At 67.6% G+C, this 19,223-nt stretch carries 10 protein-coding genes and 1 pseudogene; 5 read left to right on the forward strand and 6 right to left on the reverse strand.

Annotation, left to right across the window (positions count from 1 at the left end):
• Positions 1 to 170 precede the first annotated feature (170 nt).
• On the forward strand, positions 171 to 389 hold the full coding sequence (locus tag ACWGJM_RS08875) for a hypothetical protein (RefSeq protein ID WP_453410964.1): 219 nt from the start codon (positions 171 to 173) through the stop codon (positions 387 to 389).
• Between the two features lie 53 nt (positions 390 to 442).
• Here ACWGJM_RS08875 and ACWGJM_RS08880 read toward each other — a convergent pair whose 3' ends face one another.
• Complete coding sequence (locus ACWGJM_RS08880) at positions 443 to 1,882, reverse strand: MFS transporter (protein ID WP_453410965.1); 1,440 nt, start codon at positions 1,880 to 1,882, stop codon at positions 443 to 445.
• 96 nt (positions 1,883 to 1,978) lie between these two features.
• Between ACWGJM_RS08880 and ACWGJM_RS08885 the strand changes: the two genes are divergently transcribed.
• Positions 1,979 to 2,380, forward strand: coding sequence for a winged helix-turn-helix transcriptional regulator (locus tag ACWGJM_RS08885; RefSeq protein ID WP_390735717.1), 402 nt, complete (start codon positions 1,979 to 1,981; stop codon positions 2,378 to 2,380).
• 44 nt (positions 2,381 to 2,424) lie between these two features.
• Here the strand turns inward: ACWGJM_RS08885 and ACWGJM_RS08890 are convergent, their stop codons facing one another.
• From ACWGJM_RS08890 to ACWGJM_RS08905, 4 genes are all read right to left on the reverse strand, one after another.
• On the reverse strand, positions 2,425 to 2,847 hold the full coding sequence (locus ACWGJM_RS08890; RefSeq protein WP_453410966.1) for an acyl-CoA thioesterase: 423 nt from the start codon (positions 2,845 to 2,847) through the stop codon (positions 2,425 to 2,427).
• A gap of 52 nt (positions 2,848 to 2,899) precedes the next feature.
• A complete protein-coding gene (locus ACWGJM_RS08895) occupies positions 2,900 to 3,526 on the reverse strand; it encodes a hypothetical protein (RefSeq protein WP_453410967.1) in 627 nt (208 codons plus the stop codon).
• A 67-nt stretch (positions 3,527 to 3,593) separates the two neighbouring features.
• Positions 3,594 to 4,187, reverse strand: coding sequence for a histidine phosphatase family protein (locus tag ACWGJM_RS08900; protein WP_453410968.1), 594 nt, complete (start codon positions 4,185 to 4,187; stop codon positions 3,594 to 3,596).
• A gap of 190 nt (positions 4,188 to 4,377) precedes the next feature.
• Positions 4,378 to 5,007, reverse strand: coding sequence for an LUD domain-containing protein (locus tag ACWGJM_RS08905; RefSeq protein WP_453410969.1), 630 nt, complete (start codon positions 5,005 to 5,007; stop codon positions 4,378 to 4,380).
• Between the two features lie 161 nt (positions 5,008 to 5,168).
• On the opposite strand from ACWGJM_RS08905, the gene sigJ reads away from it, so the two are divergent.
• Entirely contained in the window at positions 5,169 to 6,107 is a 939-nt protein-coding gene (gene sigJ / locus ACWGJM_RS08910) for an RNA polymerase sigma factor SigJ (RefSeq protein WP_453410970.1), read from the forward strand.
• A gap of 125 nt (positions 6,108 to 6,232) precedes the next feature.
• Here the strand turns inward: sigJ and ACWGJM_RS08915 are convergent.
• Positions 6,233 to 6,445 (reverse strand): annotated as a pseudogene (locus ACWGJM_RS08915) (transposase); the annotation flags it as partial.
• Between the two features lie 576 nt (positions 6,446 to 7,021).
• On the opposite strand from ACWGJM_RS08915, the gene ACWGJM_RS08920 reads away from it, so the two are divergent.
• Complete coding sequence (locus tag ACWGJM_RS08920; protein ID WP_453410971.1) at positions 7,022 to 10,981, forward strand: LamG-like jellyroll fold domain-containing protein; 3,960 nt, start codon at positions 7,022 to 7,024, stop codon at positions 10,979 to 10,981.
• 188 nt (positions 10,982 to 11,169) lie between these two features.
• Positions 11,170 to 17,934 (forward strand): polymorphic toxin-type HINT domain-containing protein, encoded by a 6,765-nt coding sequence (locus ACWGJM_RS08925; RefSeq protein WP_453410972.1) that lies wholly within the window; start codon positions 11,170 to 11,172, stop codon positions 17,932 to 17,934.
• The last annotated feature ends 1,289 nt before the right edge of the window (positions 17,935 to 19,223 follow it).

Here is a 19,223-nt window from a genome sequence, read left to right on the forward strand (position 1 = left end):
GACGCGCGCGCCCCGGGCCGGTCACCGTCCGCGGCGGAGCATCGCGCAGGGCGTGGCCTCGGGCAGCCGGCCGCTGAAGTAGGAGCGGGGCGGGACGCACGCTGACCGGCCCTGAGACGCTCAGCGCGAGTCAACAGGCCACCGTCCTCGGCGAGATTCTAGGTGACCCGGTGCTCCTGCACGAGCTGACACCACAGCAGCGGCGCGCACAGTTGCTCGCCTCCGGGCTGGGCGAGGCCTACGCGGACAGCCTCGTGGCCGCGGCCCGGTTCATCCAGGAGGGCGGCAACGCCGTCGTGACCGAGGATCTGCGGGAGGCGCTGGGGCGCCCGCCGCGGACGTACCGGGAGTGGGCCGAGGACCACAGGACGGCGTTCGTACCGGCCTGACGCCCGGGGGCGGGGCGGCGGACACCGTGGCCCGACCGCCCCACCCCACGTGATCAGTTCCCGTCCTGACGCCGCGTCCGCAGCACGACCGCCGCCAGCGCCAGCGCGCCCAGCGCGATCCCCGTCGCCACCCGGAACGCCAGCCGGTAGCCCTCAGCCGTGGCCGGTATCAGTTCCGCGCCCCGGCCGAGCAGGCCCTCCGTCCGGCCCGCCGAGAGTGTCGACAGCACCGCCAGCCCCAGCGAACCGCCCACGACCTGCGTGGTGTTGAACAGCCCGGAGGCAAGGCCCGCGTCCTCATCCCGCGCCGCCGACATGGCCATCCCGGTCAGGGCCGGCATCGCGGCGGCGAAACCGGCGGACAGCAGGAGCAGCGGAGGCAGGACGTCGGCGGCGTACGAGCCGTCGGCGGGCGCGCGGCTCAGCAGCGCCATGCCGCCGCCGATCAGCACCAGCCCGGCCAGCAGCACCCGGTACGTGCCGAACCGGCCGACGGTCCGCGCGGACAGCACCGTCATCAGCAGCCCGATCGCGACCGGCGCCGGAAGGAACGCCGTACCGGTCGCCAACTCGCTGAAGCCGAGGACGCGTTGCACATACAGCGCGCCGATGAACTGGAAGCCGTACATCGTCCCGATCATCAGCACCTGGACGGCGTTGGCGCCGGCCAGCAGCCGGGAGCGGAACAGCCGCAGCCGCAGCAGCGGCCGTGCGGTCCGCGCCTGGCGGACGGTGAATGCCGTGAACAGGGCGAGGGCAGCGGCGGCGAGCAGGAGGGTGGCGGCGAGGCCCCGGTCGCCGGCGCCCACGATGACGTACACCGTCAGCATCAGCGCGCCCGTCACCAGCGCGGCACCGGGGTAGTCGGCGCCTCTGCCGAGCCCGGCCCCGCTCTCCGGGGCGAGGACCCGGACGGCCGCCAGCCAGGCGGCGATGCCGATCGGCAGGTTGATCAGGAAGATCCAGTGCCAGCCGACGGCCTGCGTCAGCGCCCCGCCGAGGAACGTGCCGAGCGCCCCGCCCGCCGCCCCGACCGCGCTGAACACCGCGATGGCCCGGGCCTGTTCACGGCGTTCGGGGAAGAGCGCGACCAGCATCCCCAGCACCACGGCCGATGCCATCGCGCCACCCACGCCCTGCACGGCCCGCGCCGCGATCAGCACTCCCTGGCTCGTGGCCAGCCCGGCCAGCACGGAGGCGGCCGTGAACACGGCGAGCCCCGCGGTGAACATCCGCTTGCGGCCCACCAGGTCCCCGAGCCGGCCGATCAGCAGGAGCAGCCCGCCGAAGGGGATCAGATACGCGTTGACGACCCAGGCGAGCCCCGGCCCGCTGAAGCCGAGGTCGTTCTGGATGGCGGGCATCGCCACCGTGACGATGTTGCCGTCCAGGATCGTCATCAGCGTGCCCGCGCACAGGACGACAAGGGACGCCCAGCGGGAGTAGGTTCGGGACGGTGTCACCCGTGCCGGTGACTCGATCGTGGTCGACATGGTCTTCAGGCCTCCCCTTGATGCACCGCTTGGTGCACGACTTGTAACGGGGTCCATCGTGAGTAACCATGGGCGACGGCGTAAGGAGGCAGTCCGATGTCCCAGAGGAACACCGGTGTTACCGCCCAGGTCGTGAACGCGCACGCGTGCCCGGTCCGGGAAGTTCTTGACAGGGTCTCCGGGAAGTGGAGCGTGCAGATCCTCGTCGCGGCGGCGCACGGGCCGATCCGCTTCACCGAGTTGGAGCGCAGCATCGAAGGCATCAGCCGCCGCATGCTCACGCTCACCCTGCGCAACCTGGAGCGGGACGGCCTGGTGACGCGCACGGTGCATCCGACGGTGCCGCCGAGGGTGGAGTACGAACTCACCCCGGTCGCACGCGAGTTGCACGAGACCCTGCAACGGCTGACCGACTGGGCCGAGCGCAACCGCGTGTACATCGCCGAGTCACGGGCGACCTACGACGCCGAGCACCAGCCGGAACTGCTCGACGCGTAGGCGGCGCGGGGCGCGGGTGCTCCGCGGGGCGGAGCGCGGGTGTCCTACAGGCCGAACAGGCTCAGGTCGGAGGCCAGTTCCTTGAAGATCTCCCGCGGATCCGCGACCAGCTTCCGTTCCTCGAGGTCCAGTATTCCTCCCACCCCGATGACCTCGGCGGCCACCGTGCCGTCGACCTTGCGTATCTCCTGCCGTATCCGGAAAGTCTTGCCGTCACCCCACTCGAACTCGCACGTCACGTCGACCTCGTCACCGGCGAGCAGCTCGCGCCGGTAGCGGATGGTGGTCTCCAGCGCCACCGGGCCCACACCCCGGCCGATCAGCTCGGCCTGGCTGATCCCGGCCGCCTTCAGCAGCGTCCAGCGGGCGTGCTCCGCGTAGTTGAGGTACACCGCCTGGTTGAGGTGACCCTGTACGTCGGTCTCGTAGCCGCGGACGGTCACCCGGACGGAAAACGGTTCGGCCACTGCTTTCCCTTCTCGCGTTCGAATCTCCGATCCACCGATCTTGGCACGCGCCTCACACCCGCCGTGGCGATGCCAGCAGATACCGTGCTCTCGTCCTGGGCTCGGTGTACTCCCCGGCCTGCCAGCCCGCCCGCTCCAGCGTGGCCGCGCACGCCCGCAGCGCCGCCCCGTCCGGCGCGTACACGGCGACCGCCTCCGGCTGCGGGGTCGCGCGCACCCGGTAGCCGTCGACGCCCCCACCCTCGGGACGATGCCCGGCCGCCTCCAGCGCGAGCGCGGCGGCCCGCACCAGATGCGTCCGCTCCCAGGCGCACGGCCGGTCCGTGGCACCGTCCGGGTTGGTCATCCGGCGCAGCTCCACGAGCCCCTGCCACGCGCTGTGCACCTCGCGCGCCCGGGACGGCCCGGCGGCTTCCTCGTCGTCTCCTCCGACGCGGGCCGCGAAGACCCCACCGGCCGCGGGCTGAACCACCGGCTCGTCGGTCGCCGCCGGCACCGCGTCCCGTATCCGATGCCCGGCCGGCGTCAGGAAGTGGTCGTGCGGCGGGCGCGGATGCCGAAAAGCCAGCCCGCGCTGGACCAGCGCCGCGAGCTGCGCCTCCGTACCCCTGAGCCGTCCGGTGACGGGATCGGCGGCCTCGATCACACGCCGCTGCGCGGCGGTCGGCGGTCGGGTCACGGCGTGCTCCTCCCCGGTGGTCGGCTCCTTTCGAAGACTACGACCCGGGTCTGACAGCGGACCTCCGCTACACCCCCGGCCGGATGTTCCACGCCGCGATCACCGGCCGCCCGTGCTCCGTGCCCAGCCGGCACAGGGTCCCGGTCGCCAGCTGGAACAACGCCCCGTTCCTCGGCGGCAGCCCCAGCCGGCGCGCGGTGAGCACCCGCAGGAAGTGACCGTGCGCCACCAGCAGGACGCCGCCCTCGGTGTCGGCGGCGTCCACCTTGGCCAGGACACGGTCGGCGCGTTCCCCGACCTGCTCCGGCGTCTCGCCCGGATGTTCCGGCGGCCCAGGCGCCACACCGTCGGTGAACAGGAACCAGCCCGGCCGGGTCTCCTGGATCTCCACGGTTGTCACACCCTCGTATCCGCCGTAGTCCCATTCCCGCATATCGGCATCGACACCGGCGTCGTGCGCCCCGATGAGTTCGGCGGTCTCCCGCGCCCGCCGCAGCGGGGAGACGAACGCCGCCCCGATCCCCTGCTCGCGGAGCAACGGCACCAGCCGACGCGCCTGCTCCCGCCCGTGCTCGGTGAGCGGCACGTCCGTCCAGCCGGTGTGCCGCCCGGACCGCGACCACTCGGTCTCACCGTGCCGGACGAGAAAGAGATCACCCATGGGAACAGGCTAGAGGTGGGGTCCGCGCCATCCGGACCGCAGGTGGAGCCTGTCGGCCGGTTGACGCCTTTTTGGCTAACCGCTGTCTATTGAGGGGTCGCAGGGGAGGGCGGTCCGTGCAGGACGTGGTGTTGGCGCTGCTGGCGCTGCTGGCGCTGCTGGCCAAGGAGCCGTCGCACGGGTACGACGTTCAGAATCCGATGGCTTCGCGGAGCAGCAGGACGGTCCCGCGTCCAGGCTGGTGTTCCGCGTTGAGGATGAGGAGGCGGTTGACGGCGCTCGGCCACCCGTGCGCTGCCTGGGTGCGGGCGCTTTCCAGTGGAAGGCAGTGGTCTTCGACACGGCGCAGCGCGGCGGGCAGGTCGGGTACGACCTTCTGCGCCCCGACGATCCAGATGGCGCGGGCGGCGCCGCCGGAGTAGCTGGGCAGTTGGCTTCCGCTGCCCGAGGCGGCCACGAGGGAGCCGGTTTCGGTGACCGCGGCGACGCTTCCCACGACGACGTCGGGGCTGGCGAGCAGCCGCCGGATCTCGTCCATCTGGGTGGCGCGGTCCATCGCCAGGACGCGTGGCCTGATGGCCTGGTACCGCCCGCCGGCGTTGATGTCCTCGTCGATGCCGGACAGGCGGAGGGTCTCGCTGGCCCCGGTGAACACGCCGGCGCCCTCCGGTATCAGATCTTTGACGCGGGTACGCGCGGCGGCGGCGTCTTCGAGGATCTCCACGGTGAAACCGTGTGCGGTCAGCGCAGTGGCCGCCCGCTCCAGGGACTGCGCGGGCGCCGGGTCGGCGAACGGTGTCGCCGGCAGGGGAGTAGTCATGATGTCTCGGAGCTTCCTGTTCGCTGGATGATGTGTTGGTCTCAGCAGTTCGACAACACAGCCTCCGGAAACGTGAGGTGACGCTCCGGCCTCACATTCCGGGGGCTGTCTTGTCGAACTGGTGAGGGCAAGCAGCTGCGACCGAGGGAGCCGTCGGCACCATGACCACCCAATCCAGGCCAGGACAGGGCCGGCCCGATCCGGGCCTGGACGCGATCATGAGCGAGCGGCGTCAGCTGATCAATCTCGCCTACCGGCTCCTGGGCTCCCTGGCCGAGGCCGAGGACGCCGTCCAGGAGACGTACACCCGCTGGTACGCCATGTCCCGGCAGCAGCAGGACGCCATCGAGTCCCCCGGCGCCTGGCTGACGACGGTCACCAGCCGCATCTGCCTCAACCTGCTCGGCTCGGCACGGGCCCGGCGGGAGACCTACGTGGGCGAATGGATCCCCGAGCCGCTGCCCGAGCGCACGGAGTGGATCAGCGGGCGGCCGGGCGGTGCGACCGTCGACCCGGCCGACCGGGTCACCATGGACGAGTCGGTCAACCTGGCCTTCCTGGTCCTGCTCGAATCGATGACCCCGGCCGAGCGCGTCGCGTTCATCCTGCACGACGTCTTCCGCTACCCCTTTGCCGAAGTGGCCGAGATCGTCGGCCGTACCCCGGCGGCATGCCGCCAGCTGGCCTCCTCGGCCCGCCGCCGCATCCGGGCCTCGCAGCCTTCCGCCACTCCGGCAGCCCAGCGCGCCGGCATCGTCAGGGACTTCAGGCAGGCATGGGAAGCCAAGGACATCGACGCCCTCATCGGCCTGCTCGACCCCGACGCCACGGCGATCGCCGACGGCGGCGGCCTCGCCATCACCTTCCTGCACCCCATCGAAGGCGGCGAGCAGATCGCGCACGCCTGGGTCGAGCTCGCCCGCCGCAGGCCCGGCAACATGACGCTCCTGGAACGCACGGTCAACGGTCAGCCCGGCTTGGTGGCTCAGCAAGACGGCGTCGCCGTGACGGTGTTCGCGTTCGAGGTCGCAGACGACCGGATCAAGCACATCTGGGTGGTACGCAACCCCGAGAAACTCCGTCGCTGGACGACGGGCTGACGCGGATCCCCTTGCCCACGGACTGGAACCGGCCTGTCCGACCTGATCGTTGTCCCACGCCGTCACCGGCGACGGATGGGCCGACTCCCTCTCCTGCGTCGCGGCCGTTTCGGACTCGGCGGGATGTCATTCACGCACGGGACCGTGAACTCGACGGGACCTGCCGTGGTGGTCACGATGCGGAGCCGGTGGCGGCCGTTGCGCACCACCAGGCGCCGCCCGGCCTCGTCCGTCTCCGCAGCCAACTCGGCCATGTGCTGGCTGACTTCGGCTTCCAAGGCGGCCGCGAGCACCTGCCGGGCGCCCTCGCGGACGATGTCATCGATCAAGGATGTGATGGAGGTGCTGCCGTCTTCGGAGCTGACGTAACGCTCGAAGGTGTCACCCCTTTTCCGCTTTCCGCGTGCGAGGACAAAGTTACCAGCCTGTGTGACGCATGTCACTTAGAGTTATGGGTCTGTTTTGGCTTTTCCGGGCCGCGATGTCCGTTTGTGCAGGCCTAGACCTCTATTTGATCTCGTGTTTACGTCATGTGCGCGACCTGTGAATGACCGATCACAGTGGGGCGGGGTCTGGGGAGACCTCGCGGGGGAGGATTTGTCATGCCTGTGGGCAGACGATGGCGTTTCGCTGGGGCGGCCGCGTGTGCTGCGATCACTCTGAGTGTGCTTCCGTCGACGGACGCGCTGGCAGCTGCCCGTAGTGGGACCTCGGCTGGTGCGGCATCGGACATCAAAGGCTCGCCAGATTCCGGTACGGGCACCGCCGGGACCGAGGCTGAGGCGATAGTGCTGGCAAAGCGGTCCGGCCATCCCGTGGAGATCACCTCCTTACGGGGAGAGAGCAGCGAGGTCTTCGCGAATCCGGACGGCAGACTGGAGGCGCGAGAGCACCTGCGTCCGGTGCGGGTACGCGTGGATGGCGTTTGGAAGGCCATCGATACCGACCTGGCCCAGACGGGCGACGGGATGGTGGCGCCGAAGGCCGCCGCCATCGGACTGGAGTTCTCCGGGGGCGGGGACGCGCCGATGGTGCGCATGGTCAAGGCCGGGCGGGAACTGGCCTTGTCATGGCCTGGAAAGCTACCCGCTCCGCAGCTTCAGGGTGCCACCGCGACCTATCCCGATGTCTTGCCGGGCGTCGACCTTCGGTTGGGGGCACAGCAGGACGGCTTCACGCAACTGCTGGTCGTGAAGTCGGCCCAGGCCGCTGCCGGCAAGGAACTGGCCCAGCTGCGCCTGAAGCTGGATGCCGACGGCATGGACGTGCGGGAGACCAGCGGCGGCGGTCTGCAGGCCGTGGACAAGGGCGCCGGCGGTGCTGTGTTCGAGGCACCGCAGCCGCTCATGTGGGACTCCAGCACGGGAGCTTCGGCACAGAAGGCGGCGAGCGGAAAGTCCTCGGCCGCGAAGGCGGCGAACAGCCCCGGGACCGACGGCGAGCCGGGCGCGACGGAGTCGGGCAAGCTGGCGCCGGTCGGGGTGGAGGTTCCGGCCGGCCAGGACGAGCTGGTCCTGACCCCGGACAGCAAGGTCCTCCATGGCGAGGACACCGTGTATCCGGTGTTCATCGATCCGAAGTGGGATGCACCCAAGGCGACATCGTGGACGGTGGCGTCGAAGTATTGGGCGTCCTCGCCCCAGTGGAAGTTCAACGGCGACCCGGACGCCGGCCTGGGCTACTGCGCCTGGTACTACTGCAAGCCCTATGACACCAAGCGGCTCTTCTACCAGTTCCCGGTCTCGAAGTACGCGGGCAAGGACATCCTGAAAGCGGAGTTCATCGTCCGCAACACATGGTCCGCATCCTGCAGTGCCAGGAGCGTGCAACTGTGGCGGACCAAGGGCATTTCGGCATCCACGACGTGGAACTCCCAGAACGACTCCGGTTTCTGGATCGACCATCTTGCGACCGACTCCTTCGCCTACGGATTCGACGGGTGCGCGTCCAAGGACGCCGAGTTCAACGTGAAGTCGGCCGTGCAGCAGGCGGCGGACAAGAAGTGGTCGACGATGACGTTCGGCCTGCGCGCCGGTGACGAGTCCGACGCGTACGGCTGGAAGCGGTTCTCGGACGACGCCTTCCTGCGGGTGACGTACAACCGGCCTCCGTCCCAGATCCGTATGTCGCAGCTGAGCATGGACTACGGCGGCACGTGCCACAAGCCGGAGGCCGCCCCCAGGGTGCGCAGTCTGGGCCAGATCCACGCGGATGATGTCATCGACCCGGACGACGAGGCTGTCGCCGTCCAGTTCCGGGCGGAATGGGACGGAGGGGCGTGGAAGCCGGACCTGACCAAGTTCAAGGGGTCGGGCTCCAAGTTCTCGATCGGCTTGCCGTCGTCACTCCCTGAGGGAAAACAGATCCATTGGTTCGTCCGTGCCTACGACGGCGCCCAGTATTCGCCATGGTCATGGGCTGGGAACGCAACCGCCTGCTACTTCACCTACGACAAGAAGGCACCAGCGGAGCCCACAATCTCCTCCGGGGACTACCCCCGCTCGGACTCCGAGAACCCGGACGACCCCTGGTACGACGGCATCGGCAAGTACGGCACGTTCACGGTCGGCGGCAACGACTCGCAGACGGTGAAGTACTTGTGGGGCATCAACGTCAACCCGTCGACGAACAACGCCATCACCACCTCGGGCGGGGCATCCAAGGCACTCAAGGTGCTGCCACCGGTCGTCGGTGTGAACACCCTGTACGTGTCATCTGTCGACGCGGCCGGAAATGTCTCCGCGCCTGCCGGATACCGGTTCAGGGTCAAGGCCGGGCAGCCCGAGAGGGCGATGTGGCAGATGAACGACGCCGCCGGCGCGGGCGCGGCACAGGGGACAGCACCCGACCGCACTGCTGACCTGCACGGCCCGACCCTTGGCGCGGAGGGGGTGAAGGGCACTGCTGTCTCCTTCGACGGCGTCGACGACTACGCGGCCACTGACATACCCGTCATCGACACCTCGGGAAGTTTCTCCGTCTCGGCTTGGGTCAAGCTGCCTACCCTGCCCGACCATACGGCCGTCGTGGTGACACAGCCCGGAAACAACTCGTCTGGATTCGAGATCTATTACTCCAAGGGATACGACCGGTGGGTGTTCGGTCAGCACACCTCCGACACGCCCGATGCGAGCAGTGTCAAGGCCATGGCCCCCACGGGGGGTGGCGTCAAAGTCGGCGAGTGGACCCACCTGGTGGGCACATACAGCTCTGGCAGTGACGAGCTGAAGCTGTACATCAACAACGAGCTTGCAGGAACCGCCAGTTACAGCTCTCCGTGGGACGCCCGGCGCGGCCTGCAGTTCGGCGCGGCAAGCCTGAACGGGAACAGGACAAACTACTTCCCCGGCGTGATGGACGAGGTGCAGATCTTCGACAAGCCGCTCTCGGCGGGCGAGGTCACCCAGCTGTACGGGAAGCAGTCGCTCACTGCCGGCCGTCCCGCGCGTGCCGCGTTCCCGATGGACGATCCCGCCACCGACAGCGACGGCAACGCCACCAGGCAGCTGACTGGCCACGCAGAGGTCCCGGATGCCACCTTCGTCGGCGGCGTCAGCGCGGGACAGCCGGGAATCGCAGGCAAGGCACTGAAATTCGACGGAGTCGATGACTATGCCACCGTGGGGCGGCCGCTACTGAACAACCAGAGCAGCTTCGCCGTCTCGGCCTGGGCGAAACTGCCCAAGACCAAGCCGGACCATACGGCGATCGTCGCCGCTCAGACGGGCACGCACCGCGCGGGCCTGGAGCTGTACTACTCGAAGGCGTTCGACCGGTGGGCGGTCAACGAGTACTCGGCCGACTCCTCCGATGCCACTCCGATCCGGGCGATGCAGGCCGACGGTCAGACCGCCTACGGCGACACCTGGACGCACCTGGTCGGTGTACACGACACGGTCGCCAACAAGCTGATCCTGTATGTCAACGGGGTCAAGGCCGGCGAGACGGATCTGCAGGCCAACTGGTACGCGGGCGGCGCCGTTCAGATCGGCGCAAGCTCCTATGACGGCCAGCCGGGCTCGTTCTTCGCCGGGCAGATCGACGATGTCCGGCTCTTCGACCGGCCGGTGTCTGCTCAAGAGGTTCAGCAGATGTTCCGGCAGCGGCCGGAGGTCAAGGGGCGCTGGACCTTCCAGACGGCGTCCGGCACCCCACTCAGCACGCCTGACGCATCCACGTCGGGCAACAGCATGACGCTCAACGGCGGTGCCCACCTCGACTCCGGCTGGGTCGACGGCGGTGTGGTCCTGGACGGGGTTGACGACTACGGGTCGACGTCCACCGTGCCGGTGGACACCAGCGCCAGCTTCACCGTCACCGCCTGGGCTCAGACGGCAGCGATACCGGACAAGGGTGTGACCCTGCTGAGTGTGCCCGGAACGGCGAAGAACGCGTTCACGGTCCGCTACGAGCCCAGCTCCAACCCGGACACCGACCCGGGCAAGTGGCAGATCGTGATGTCCTCGGCCGACAGCGGCAGCGCCGCCGTCACGCAAGTCGACAACGGCCAGTTCTACACCCCCACCGCCTGGACGCACCTGGCACTGGTCTACGACGGCTTCGCCAAGCACCTGACGCTGTATGTCAACGGTGAACCGGAAATCGTCGCCTGCAAGGACACGGACGGCGACGGGACATCAGACGACACGACCTGCACGGACAGGTTCTCGTGGGCGGATGACGTCCTGGCGTTCAAGTCGGCGCAGCCGATGCAACTCGGCCGGTCCAAGACCGGAACAAGCACCGGCAGCGAGTACTGGCCCGGTCAGATCTCTGACGTGTGGGCCTTTCAGGGAACGTTGACAGACGCCCAGATCGAGCTGCTGGCCGTCGGGCAGCGCGGCATCGAAACCGCGGTCCCCGGCGCCGACTGACCACCCTGGCGGGACCCTCCCGAGGAACCCGCCAGGCCCTCCGCCCGGTACTCACACTTCTGCCCGCCCTGCGCCCCGACGCGGACGGCGGAGCAACGCAGCGAAGGACGAAGGACAGGATGAACGGCAGATCGAGCAGGGGACTCGGAAGGCAGTGGCGACGCCTTGCGCTGGCCTCGGCCGCAGTCATGGTCGGCACCCTTCTGCAGGGAGCAACGCAACCGGCCCTCGCCGCGGACAACGGCAAGGGCCGACCAGCCCTGTCCCGTTCCGAACGACCGGTTCCCGTCACAACAGCCAAGGTCAAGCCGCGCCCTGTGAGGAAGGGGCCCCGCACCCCCAAGGCAGCGCCCCATACCGCCTGGCCCAAGGCAGCAACCGCGGTGCTCGAGCTGCCTGCGGCCGGCGCCAAAAGCCCCAAGGCCCTTGTCCATGCCAAGGGCCTGCCGTTGACGCTCGACATTCAGGGCAAGGCGGGGAAGAGTCCCGCCCACGGGGGAGTCGAGGCACGGGTGCTGAGCCGCAAAGCGGCGCAGCAGTCCGGTATCGACGGCCTGCTGTTCACCCTGCGATCCACGGCGAAGGAGAAGTCCGGACACGCGGGCCACGTGCGTGCCCATCTGGACTACTCCGGCTTCGCCGACGCCTACGGCGGCGGCTACGCCTCCCGCCTGAGACTCGTCGAACTCCCCGCCTGCGCGCTCACCACCCCCGGCAAGGCATCGTGCCGCTCAAGTAAACCGGTCACAACCGTCAATGACGGAGAGAAGCAGACCCTGACCGCGCAGAACCTGGCACTGAACGCCGGCTCCGCCACGGTGCTCGCGGCCGTGTCCGACACACAGAGTGCGAAGAGCGACTACAAGGCGACCTCTCTGTCCCCTTCGGGGACCTGGAACACGAACCTCAACACCGGTGACTTCAACTGGTCCTACGACATGCCGGTGCCCGATGTCCCCGGAGGGATGACCCCGAAGGTAGGCCTGTCCTATTCCTCCGGATCCATCGACGGACGTACAGCCAACACCAACAACCAGGCATCCTGGGTGGGAGACGGCTTCGACCTGTGGTCAGGGTTCATCGAGCGCCGCTACAAGCCGTGCTCCGACGACGGCGTCAAGCAGGCGGACGGCAGCAAGCCAGGTGACCTGTGCTGGGGCTACGACAACGCCTTCATCTCCTTCAATGGCAAGGCCGGCGAACTCGTCCCCAATGGCAAGGACTCCTGGAAGCTCAAGGACGACGACGGCACGAAGATCGACCACCTGACGTCCAGCGACCGCGGAAACGGCGATGACAACGGCGAGTACTGGGTGATGACCACGCCGGACGGTACCCAGTACTACTTCGGCTACAACCGCCTGCCCGGATGGACGGACGGCAAGGAAACCACCGACTCGGCCTGGACCGTCCCCGTCTTCGGGGACGATGCCGACGAGCTCTGCCACGCCTCCACTTTCGCCGACTCCTGGTGCCAGCAAGGATGGCGGTGGAACCTCGACTACGCGGTCGACGTCCACGGCAACGCCATCGCCTACTACTACGACAAGGAGACCAACTCCTACGGCCGCAACCTCAAGGCCAAGGACAACACCCGCTACGTCCGCGGCGGCACCCTGGACCGCATCGAGTACGGGCTGAAGTCCACCTCCGTGTACAGCACCAAGGCCCTGGCCAAGGTGAACTTCACCAGCAGTGAGCGCTGCCTGCCCGACGACCACACCACCTGCTCGGACATCTCGACCGACGCCGCATACTGGTACGACACGCCGTGGGACCTGAACTGTGATACCGGCAAGGACTGCGACAAGGGCCGTTTCTCGCCGGCATTCTTCACCCGCAAACGGCTCACCGACGTCACCACCCAGGTCTACGACGGCAGCACCCACGACGTCGACTCCTGGAAGCTGACCCACAGCTGGGGCAAGGCCGACACCGACTACCAGCTGCTCCTCGACTCTGTCCAGCACACCGGACGAAGCGCCACCCCGGCGATCACCCTGCCGAAAACCACCTTCCAGTACACCCAACTGGCCAACCGGCTGGACCGGACCGGCGACGGCTACCCGCCCTTCGTCAAGGACCGCCTGTCCACGGTCGCCGACGAATCCGGCGGCCAGATCGACGTCAACTACTCAAAGCAGGCCTGCGACTGGGACGCGCTGCCTACACCTGAGACGAACACCACCCGCTGCTTCCCGCAGTACATCGGCGGCGACTCAACAGACGACCCTGAGCTGAAGTGGTTCAACAAGTACGTCGTTGACTCGGTCACCGCAACCGACCGCACCGGTGGCGCCCCCGACCAGGTCACCACGTACGACTACCTCGACGGCGCCGCCTGGCACTACGACGATGACGACGGACTGACCAAGGAGAAGTCCAAGACCTGGTCTCAGTGGCGTGGCTACGGGCACGTCCGGGTTCGCACGGGCGGCCAAGGCGGCGCCTCCGCCATGAAGAGCCAGCAGGACAGCTACTTCCTGCGCGGCATGGACGGCGACCGAAAGAACGCCAGCGGCGGCACCAAGACCGAAACCGTCACCCTCGGCAAGGACGAAGGCGACGCGATCACCGACGACCCACCAGCGGCCGGCTTCACCTACAAGACGGTCACCTACTCCGGCCCCGATGGCAAGATCCTCTCCAAGACCGTCAACCGGCCCTGGCACCACGAGACGGCGAAAAAGGAAAGAGCCTGGGGCACCGTCACCGCCAACTTCACCGGCACGTCCAACTCCAAGACCTGGACCTCCCTCGACAACGGCGCGGGTGCCTCCTGGCGCACCACCTCCACGGACACGACCCACGACACCGTCGCCGGACGCGTCACGCAGGTCGACGACTTCGGTGACAACAGCACGAAGACCGACAACACCTGTACCCGCACCACCTACGCCACCAACACCAAGGACAACATCCTCACCCTCCCCTCCCGCGTCGAGACGGTGGCGACGTCCTGCTCCGACACCCCCAGCCGACCGGACGACGTGATCTCAGACGCGCGCACCGCCTACGACAGCGGCGCCTACGAGGCAGCTCCCAGCAAGGGAGACCCGACCGGCACCGCGACGCTCAAGCAGTACGACGGCACCACCGCCCTCTACCTGGAGTCCGGCGCCACCTACGACACCTACGGACGCCAGCGCACCAGCACCGATCTGACCGCGGACGTCAAGGTGACCGCGGCCGGAGCACTCACGCGCACCACGCGCTCCGACGGCAGAACCACCACCACCGCACCGGACCCCACCACCGGCTTCGCGACCAAGGTGAGCATCACCACACCGCCGGCCAAGGCAGGTGACTCGACCACCGCTCAGACGACGAGCGTCACGTACGACGTCATGCGCAACCTGCCGCAAACCCAGACCGACACCAACGGCAAGGTGACCACCTTCGCCTACGACGCGCTGGGCCGCTCCGCCAAGGTCTGGCTGGCCGACCGCCGCACCAGCCAGACACCCACCTACGAGTTCACCTACACCCAAAGCGACAACCAGCCGGTCGCGGTCGGCACGAAGACGCTGGGCAACAACGGTGGGCAACGAACCTCCTACACCCTCTACGACGGCTTTCTGCGGCCACGCCAGACCCAGGCCCCCGGGCCGAAGGGCGGTCGCCTGCTGGCCGACACCTTCTACGACGAACGAGGCCTGGCAGCCAAGGAATTCGCGACGTACTACGCGGAGAAGCCACCGACGACCGTTCTGTCCAAGCCGGCAGACGCCCTCAACGTCGAGACCCAGAACCGCTACACCTACGACGGCCTCGGACGGCGGACCGAAGCCAGACAGATCGCCGGCAACGGCGATGGCGGAGCCGTACTCTCCACCACCAGGACCGTCTACAACGGGGACCGCACCACCGTGATCCCGCCCGCGGGCGGCACCGCCACCACCACCCTTGTCGACGCCCGAGGCCGCACCACCGCACTGCGCCAGCTCCAAGCGCGCAACGTCGACGCCGCCTACGACACCACCACCTACGACTACACACCTCGCGGCGAACTGAAGAAGGTCACCGACCCGGCGGGCAACGATTGGACGTACACCTACGACCTGCTCGGCCGGCAGACCAAGACGACCGACCCCGACAAGGGCACCACCCTCAGCACCTACGACGACCGCGGCCAGCTGACCACCACCGACGACGCCCGCCCCGACACACCGCTGCTCTGGTACGGCTACGACAACCTCGGCCGCAAGACCGAGGCGAGAGAGAAGTCCTCCACCGGAACCCTGCGCGCCGCATGGGTGTACGACACCGTCAGCGGTGCCAAGGGCCAGCTCGCGGAGTCCACCCGCTACGTCGGCACCAACGCCTACACCAGCAAGGTCGTCGCCTACGACCGCCTCTACCGGCCGCTGCGCACATCGGTCACCATTCCGGCCGCAGAGAAGGAACTGGCCGGCACCTACGACTCCACAACGTCGTACAAGACATCGGGGCTCACAGCCGGCATCGGCTATCCCAAGGCCGGCGCCCTGCCTGCGGCAACCGTCGCCTACACCTACGATGACGAGACCCTGCGTCCTACGGTGCTCGACGGCAGTCAGGGCATCAAGGCGACCACCAGCTACAGCCTCACCGGCAAGCCCCTGCAGTTCGAACTGTCCAACAGCGGCGGCAAGAAGACCTGGGCCACCAACACCTATGAGTGGGGCACCCAGCGCCTGGCCGGCTCCCGCGTGGACCGCGAGAACGTCGCGGGCGTCGACCAGAACAGCACCTATCACTACGACGACGCGGGCAACGTCCTGTCCGTAGCGGACGTCTCCCGCGACGGCACCGACGCCCAGTGCTTCACCTACGACTACCTGCGCCGCCTGACCGAAGCCTGGGCCCAGAACACGACCGACTGCGCCACCACCCCCAGCAGCGGCATCGCGGGCGGACCCGCCCCCTACTGGCAGTCCTACACCTACGACCTGGCCGGCAACCGTCGCACCGAGACGCTCCACGACCCCGCCGGCGACACCTCCAAGGACACCGAGCGGACCTACGCCTACCCCGATCCCGGAAAGGCCCACCCGCACGCCCTGTCGTCGGTGACAACTACAGGCCCCACCAGCACCATCCAGAACAGCTACAAGTACGACGAGACCGGAAACACCACCACCCGCACCCTGAACGGCGACGACCAGAACCTCACCTGGGACCCCGAAGGGCACCTCGCCAAGGTGACCGCGGGCGGCAAGACCACCGAGTACCTGTACGACACCGACGGCAACCGGCTCATCGCCCGCACCCCCACCGAAACCACCCTCTACCTCGGCGCCACCGAGATCACCCTGGCCAAGGGCACCACCACACCCAAGGCCACCCGCTACTTCGACCTCGGCGGCGGCAACCTGGCCGTCCAACAGGACGACGGCACCGTCACCTTCACCCTCGCCGACCACCACGGCACCGCCCAACTCGCCATCAACGCGAGCACACAGAAACTCACCCAACGCCGCACCCTGCCCTTCGGCGACATACGAGGAACCAAGCCGACCGGCTGGCCGGGAACCAAGGGCTTCGTCGGCGGCACCGACGACACGAAGTCGACAGGCCTGACCCACCTGGGCGCCCGCGAGTACGACCCCGGCACCGGCCAGTTCCTCAGCGTCGACCCGCTCCTCAGCCCCGACCAGCCGAACTCGCTCAACGGATACAGCTACGCGGGCAACAACCCCGTCACCTTCTCCGACCCGAGTGGGCTGAAGTACTTCGAAGGAGACAACACCGGCGGCACCGAAGCCGCCCCCGATCAAGCTCCCAGGGTCATCACCCGGAACAAGAGGAACACAGGAAGCGCCGGTGTCAACCCGACTTACTACGGCGGCTCGACACCGTTTACCGCCCCCGTGGGAACGGGCCAGGCACTCTTCGACACCCCGCAGGCCTACTGGAAGGCAGCAAAAGCCCTCGAGAGGCGAGAAAAGGGGCTCTACAACGCGTGGAGGAACCTCCCCACTTGCGAGATGGGGGCATCGGGCTGCACCAAGATCCCTTGGGATGACACCGCCCAGACAGTGATCTTCCGCACCATTTGCGATATCCCCGGAGTGGTGTGCAGCGGTCAGCAGCCATTTGCCCGGCGGATGGCGGACGCTGCCAAGTTCCTGATGCCTCTGGAAGCGTCGCTTGAGCTCCGCTTCCGCGGAGGTACTGCGGCGGCTGCTGAAGAGCGGCTGGGCATGGGGTCGCCGTGCAGCTTCAGCCCCGACACTCAGGTCCTACTGGAAGACGGCAAAACCAAGAAGATCGGAAAGATCAAGCCTGGCGACAAAGTCGAAGCAGCCGACCCGGAAACAGGGAAGCACCGGGGCGCTCGTCGAGTCACAGCTCGCTTCGTTAACCACGACGACGATCTCATCGATCTCAAAATCCGCAACAAGAACGGCAAGAACGACACTCTCCACACGACTTCTCTCCATCCCGTCTGGGACGATACGGAACACGCCTGGGTAAAGGCAGGCGAGCTGACCCCGGGGCACATTCTCAGCACGGCCACCGACGGACATGTGGTTCTCGCCGAGGTCAAGGTCATTGCCGGGGCCGCTGCCATGTACAACCTGACCGTCAGCGAACTCCACACGTACTATGTGATGGCGGGGGATGCGCCGGTACTCGTTCATAATGCAACGCCAGGTCAGAAGTGTGATCTGACGCTGGGTGCTGGTCCGAATGCCCGAGAGGGGGTAGCCCTGGAGAACGGTGACATTGAAGCAGACGGCGTTCGAGATATGATCAATGAGTCAGGAAGTAAACACGGCTGCCACACCTGCGATGCCACGACCCCCGGCACTAAGGACGGGGACTGGATCCCGGATCACCAACCGCCGTCTAGTCTCGTCTCTCCCGGATTTCCTCAGACGGCGTATCCTCACTGTCTGCCCTGCGCCAGGAGGCAGGGCGGCGTCGTCTCACAACTTTCACAAGGAAAGAGCAAGAAGGCATGGTAGCCAACAACCCCGTGGTTGCATTCCTGGCAAAAATCGAACACGGATGCCTGATCTTGCGAGACGCGGGAAGTGACGATGACGTCACCGACTGGGATCCGGCGTCGAGCAGCTGGTACCGAGAGGGCGCTTCACTCATCTTCGGCGTTCAGCCCAGTGTTGACGGTCCTGTTGAATGCGAGGTGTGGAAGTCGACTCCTCCTGCGATGCTTCCTGTCAACCTCTTCGAAGTGTCACTCCCGTGTCCGTCTGGGTGGCTCGTATTGCACGACCCGAACGAATACGCTCGAATGCAATTTGTAGGGTTTCGTGGCTCTGTGATCTGCTCAGTAATGGTGGATGATCCGCAATTTCCGTCAAAGGTGCAGATCTTGTTGCGGGAAGAGGGAAAAGTGGCTTCTTGACGCTTGAAGGAACGGGCGACGGTCTATCCGTGCATTTCGCCGTTTTTCTCGCGCGTGGCATGAGGTCGGCTTTCCGCTGGGCGATACATCGACCTTCCTGCGTCATTCCGCACTGCGCACTGAAGCCCCCGTCAGGTGTGTCCTGGCGGGGCTTCCGCGGTGTCTGACGGCAGTAGTCGACGGCAACGTCAGTGGACGATGGCTCCGCACAGCGGCGGGCCGTCGCCGTCGTTGTCGGCCGACTCGTCGTTGGCAAGGACCGTCCAGGGCGGTGCTGAGGGTGTCGATGGCGTTGAGCGGGAGGCGGGGGCGGACGTGGGCGTAGACGGCGGCGATGGCGCCGATGTGGGAGCAGGGTAGTGCCCTGCTGGAGGTAGTGGGTGCGCCGTGAGGCGAAGTGTTCGAGTGGAGATGAGAGCCCTTCGCCGCTGATCCCGTCGCAGCGGGACGGTGGCGCTGAGGACAGCCTGAGCCGGGTACTGCCAGATGGTGCGGGTCCGGCTAGCGGGACGGAGAGGAGTGCGCGAGGAACCGGCGTGTGACACCCCCTTGATGCCGCACCGGCCCGAACCTGGTGGATCTGGGCTGGGGGCGGCGCGCACCCGTCGAGTGTGTGGGCGGGGAACTCCTGAGGCGGTGGGCATGAGCTGCCAGGGAGGCTGCGAGGAAGGAATGCGGCGTACTCGCAGCGATGCCGCAGGGGCATAGTCGGGCCCCGCCATTGCACACCTGCGCTACACGGGTGCCCCGCGGTCCTCCGACGGCGGCTACGTGCACACCGACACCTTCGAGCCAGACCGCTCCGGCTTCTCGACACGCGGTCGGACAGGTCGTGGGCGATCAGCGTCGGGGTCATGGGCGGCCGAGGCATGACTCATGGGACCAGAT

This window comes from Streptomyces sp. NPDC054834, from assembly GCF_053611185.1.

Coding starts and splice junctions, on each gene's coding strand:
- sigJ (WP_453410970.1), top strand. CDS start 5,169: ATGACCACCCAATCCAGGCCAGGACAGGGCCGGCCCGATCCGGGCCTG.
- ACWGJM_RS08880 (WP_453410965.1), bottom strand. CDS start 1,882: ATGTCGACCACGATCGAGTCACCGGCACGGGTGACACCGTCCCGAACC.
- ACWGJM_RS08885 (WP_390735717.1), top strand. CDS start 1,979: ATGTCCCAGAGGAACACCGGTGTTACCGCCCAGGTCGTGAACGCGCAC.
- ACWGJM_RS08925 (WP_453410972.1), top strand. CDS start 11,170: ATGGTCGGCACCCTTCTGCAGGGAGCAACGCAACCGGCCCTCGCCGCG.
- ACWGJM_RS08900 (WP_453410968.1), bottom strand. CDS start 4,187: ATGGGTGATCTCTTTCTCGTCCGGCACGGTGAGACCGAGTGGTCGCGG.
- ACWGJM_RS08905 (WP_453410969.1), bottom strand. CDS start 5,007: ATGACTACTCCCCTGCCGGCGACACCGTTCGCCGACCCGGCGCCCGCG.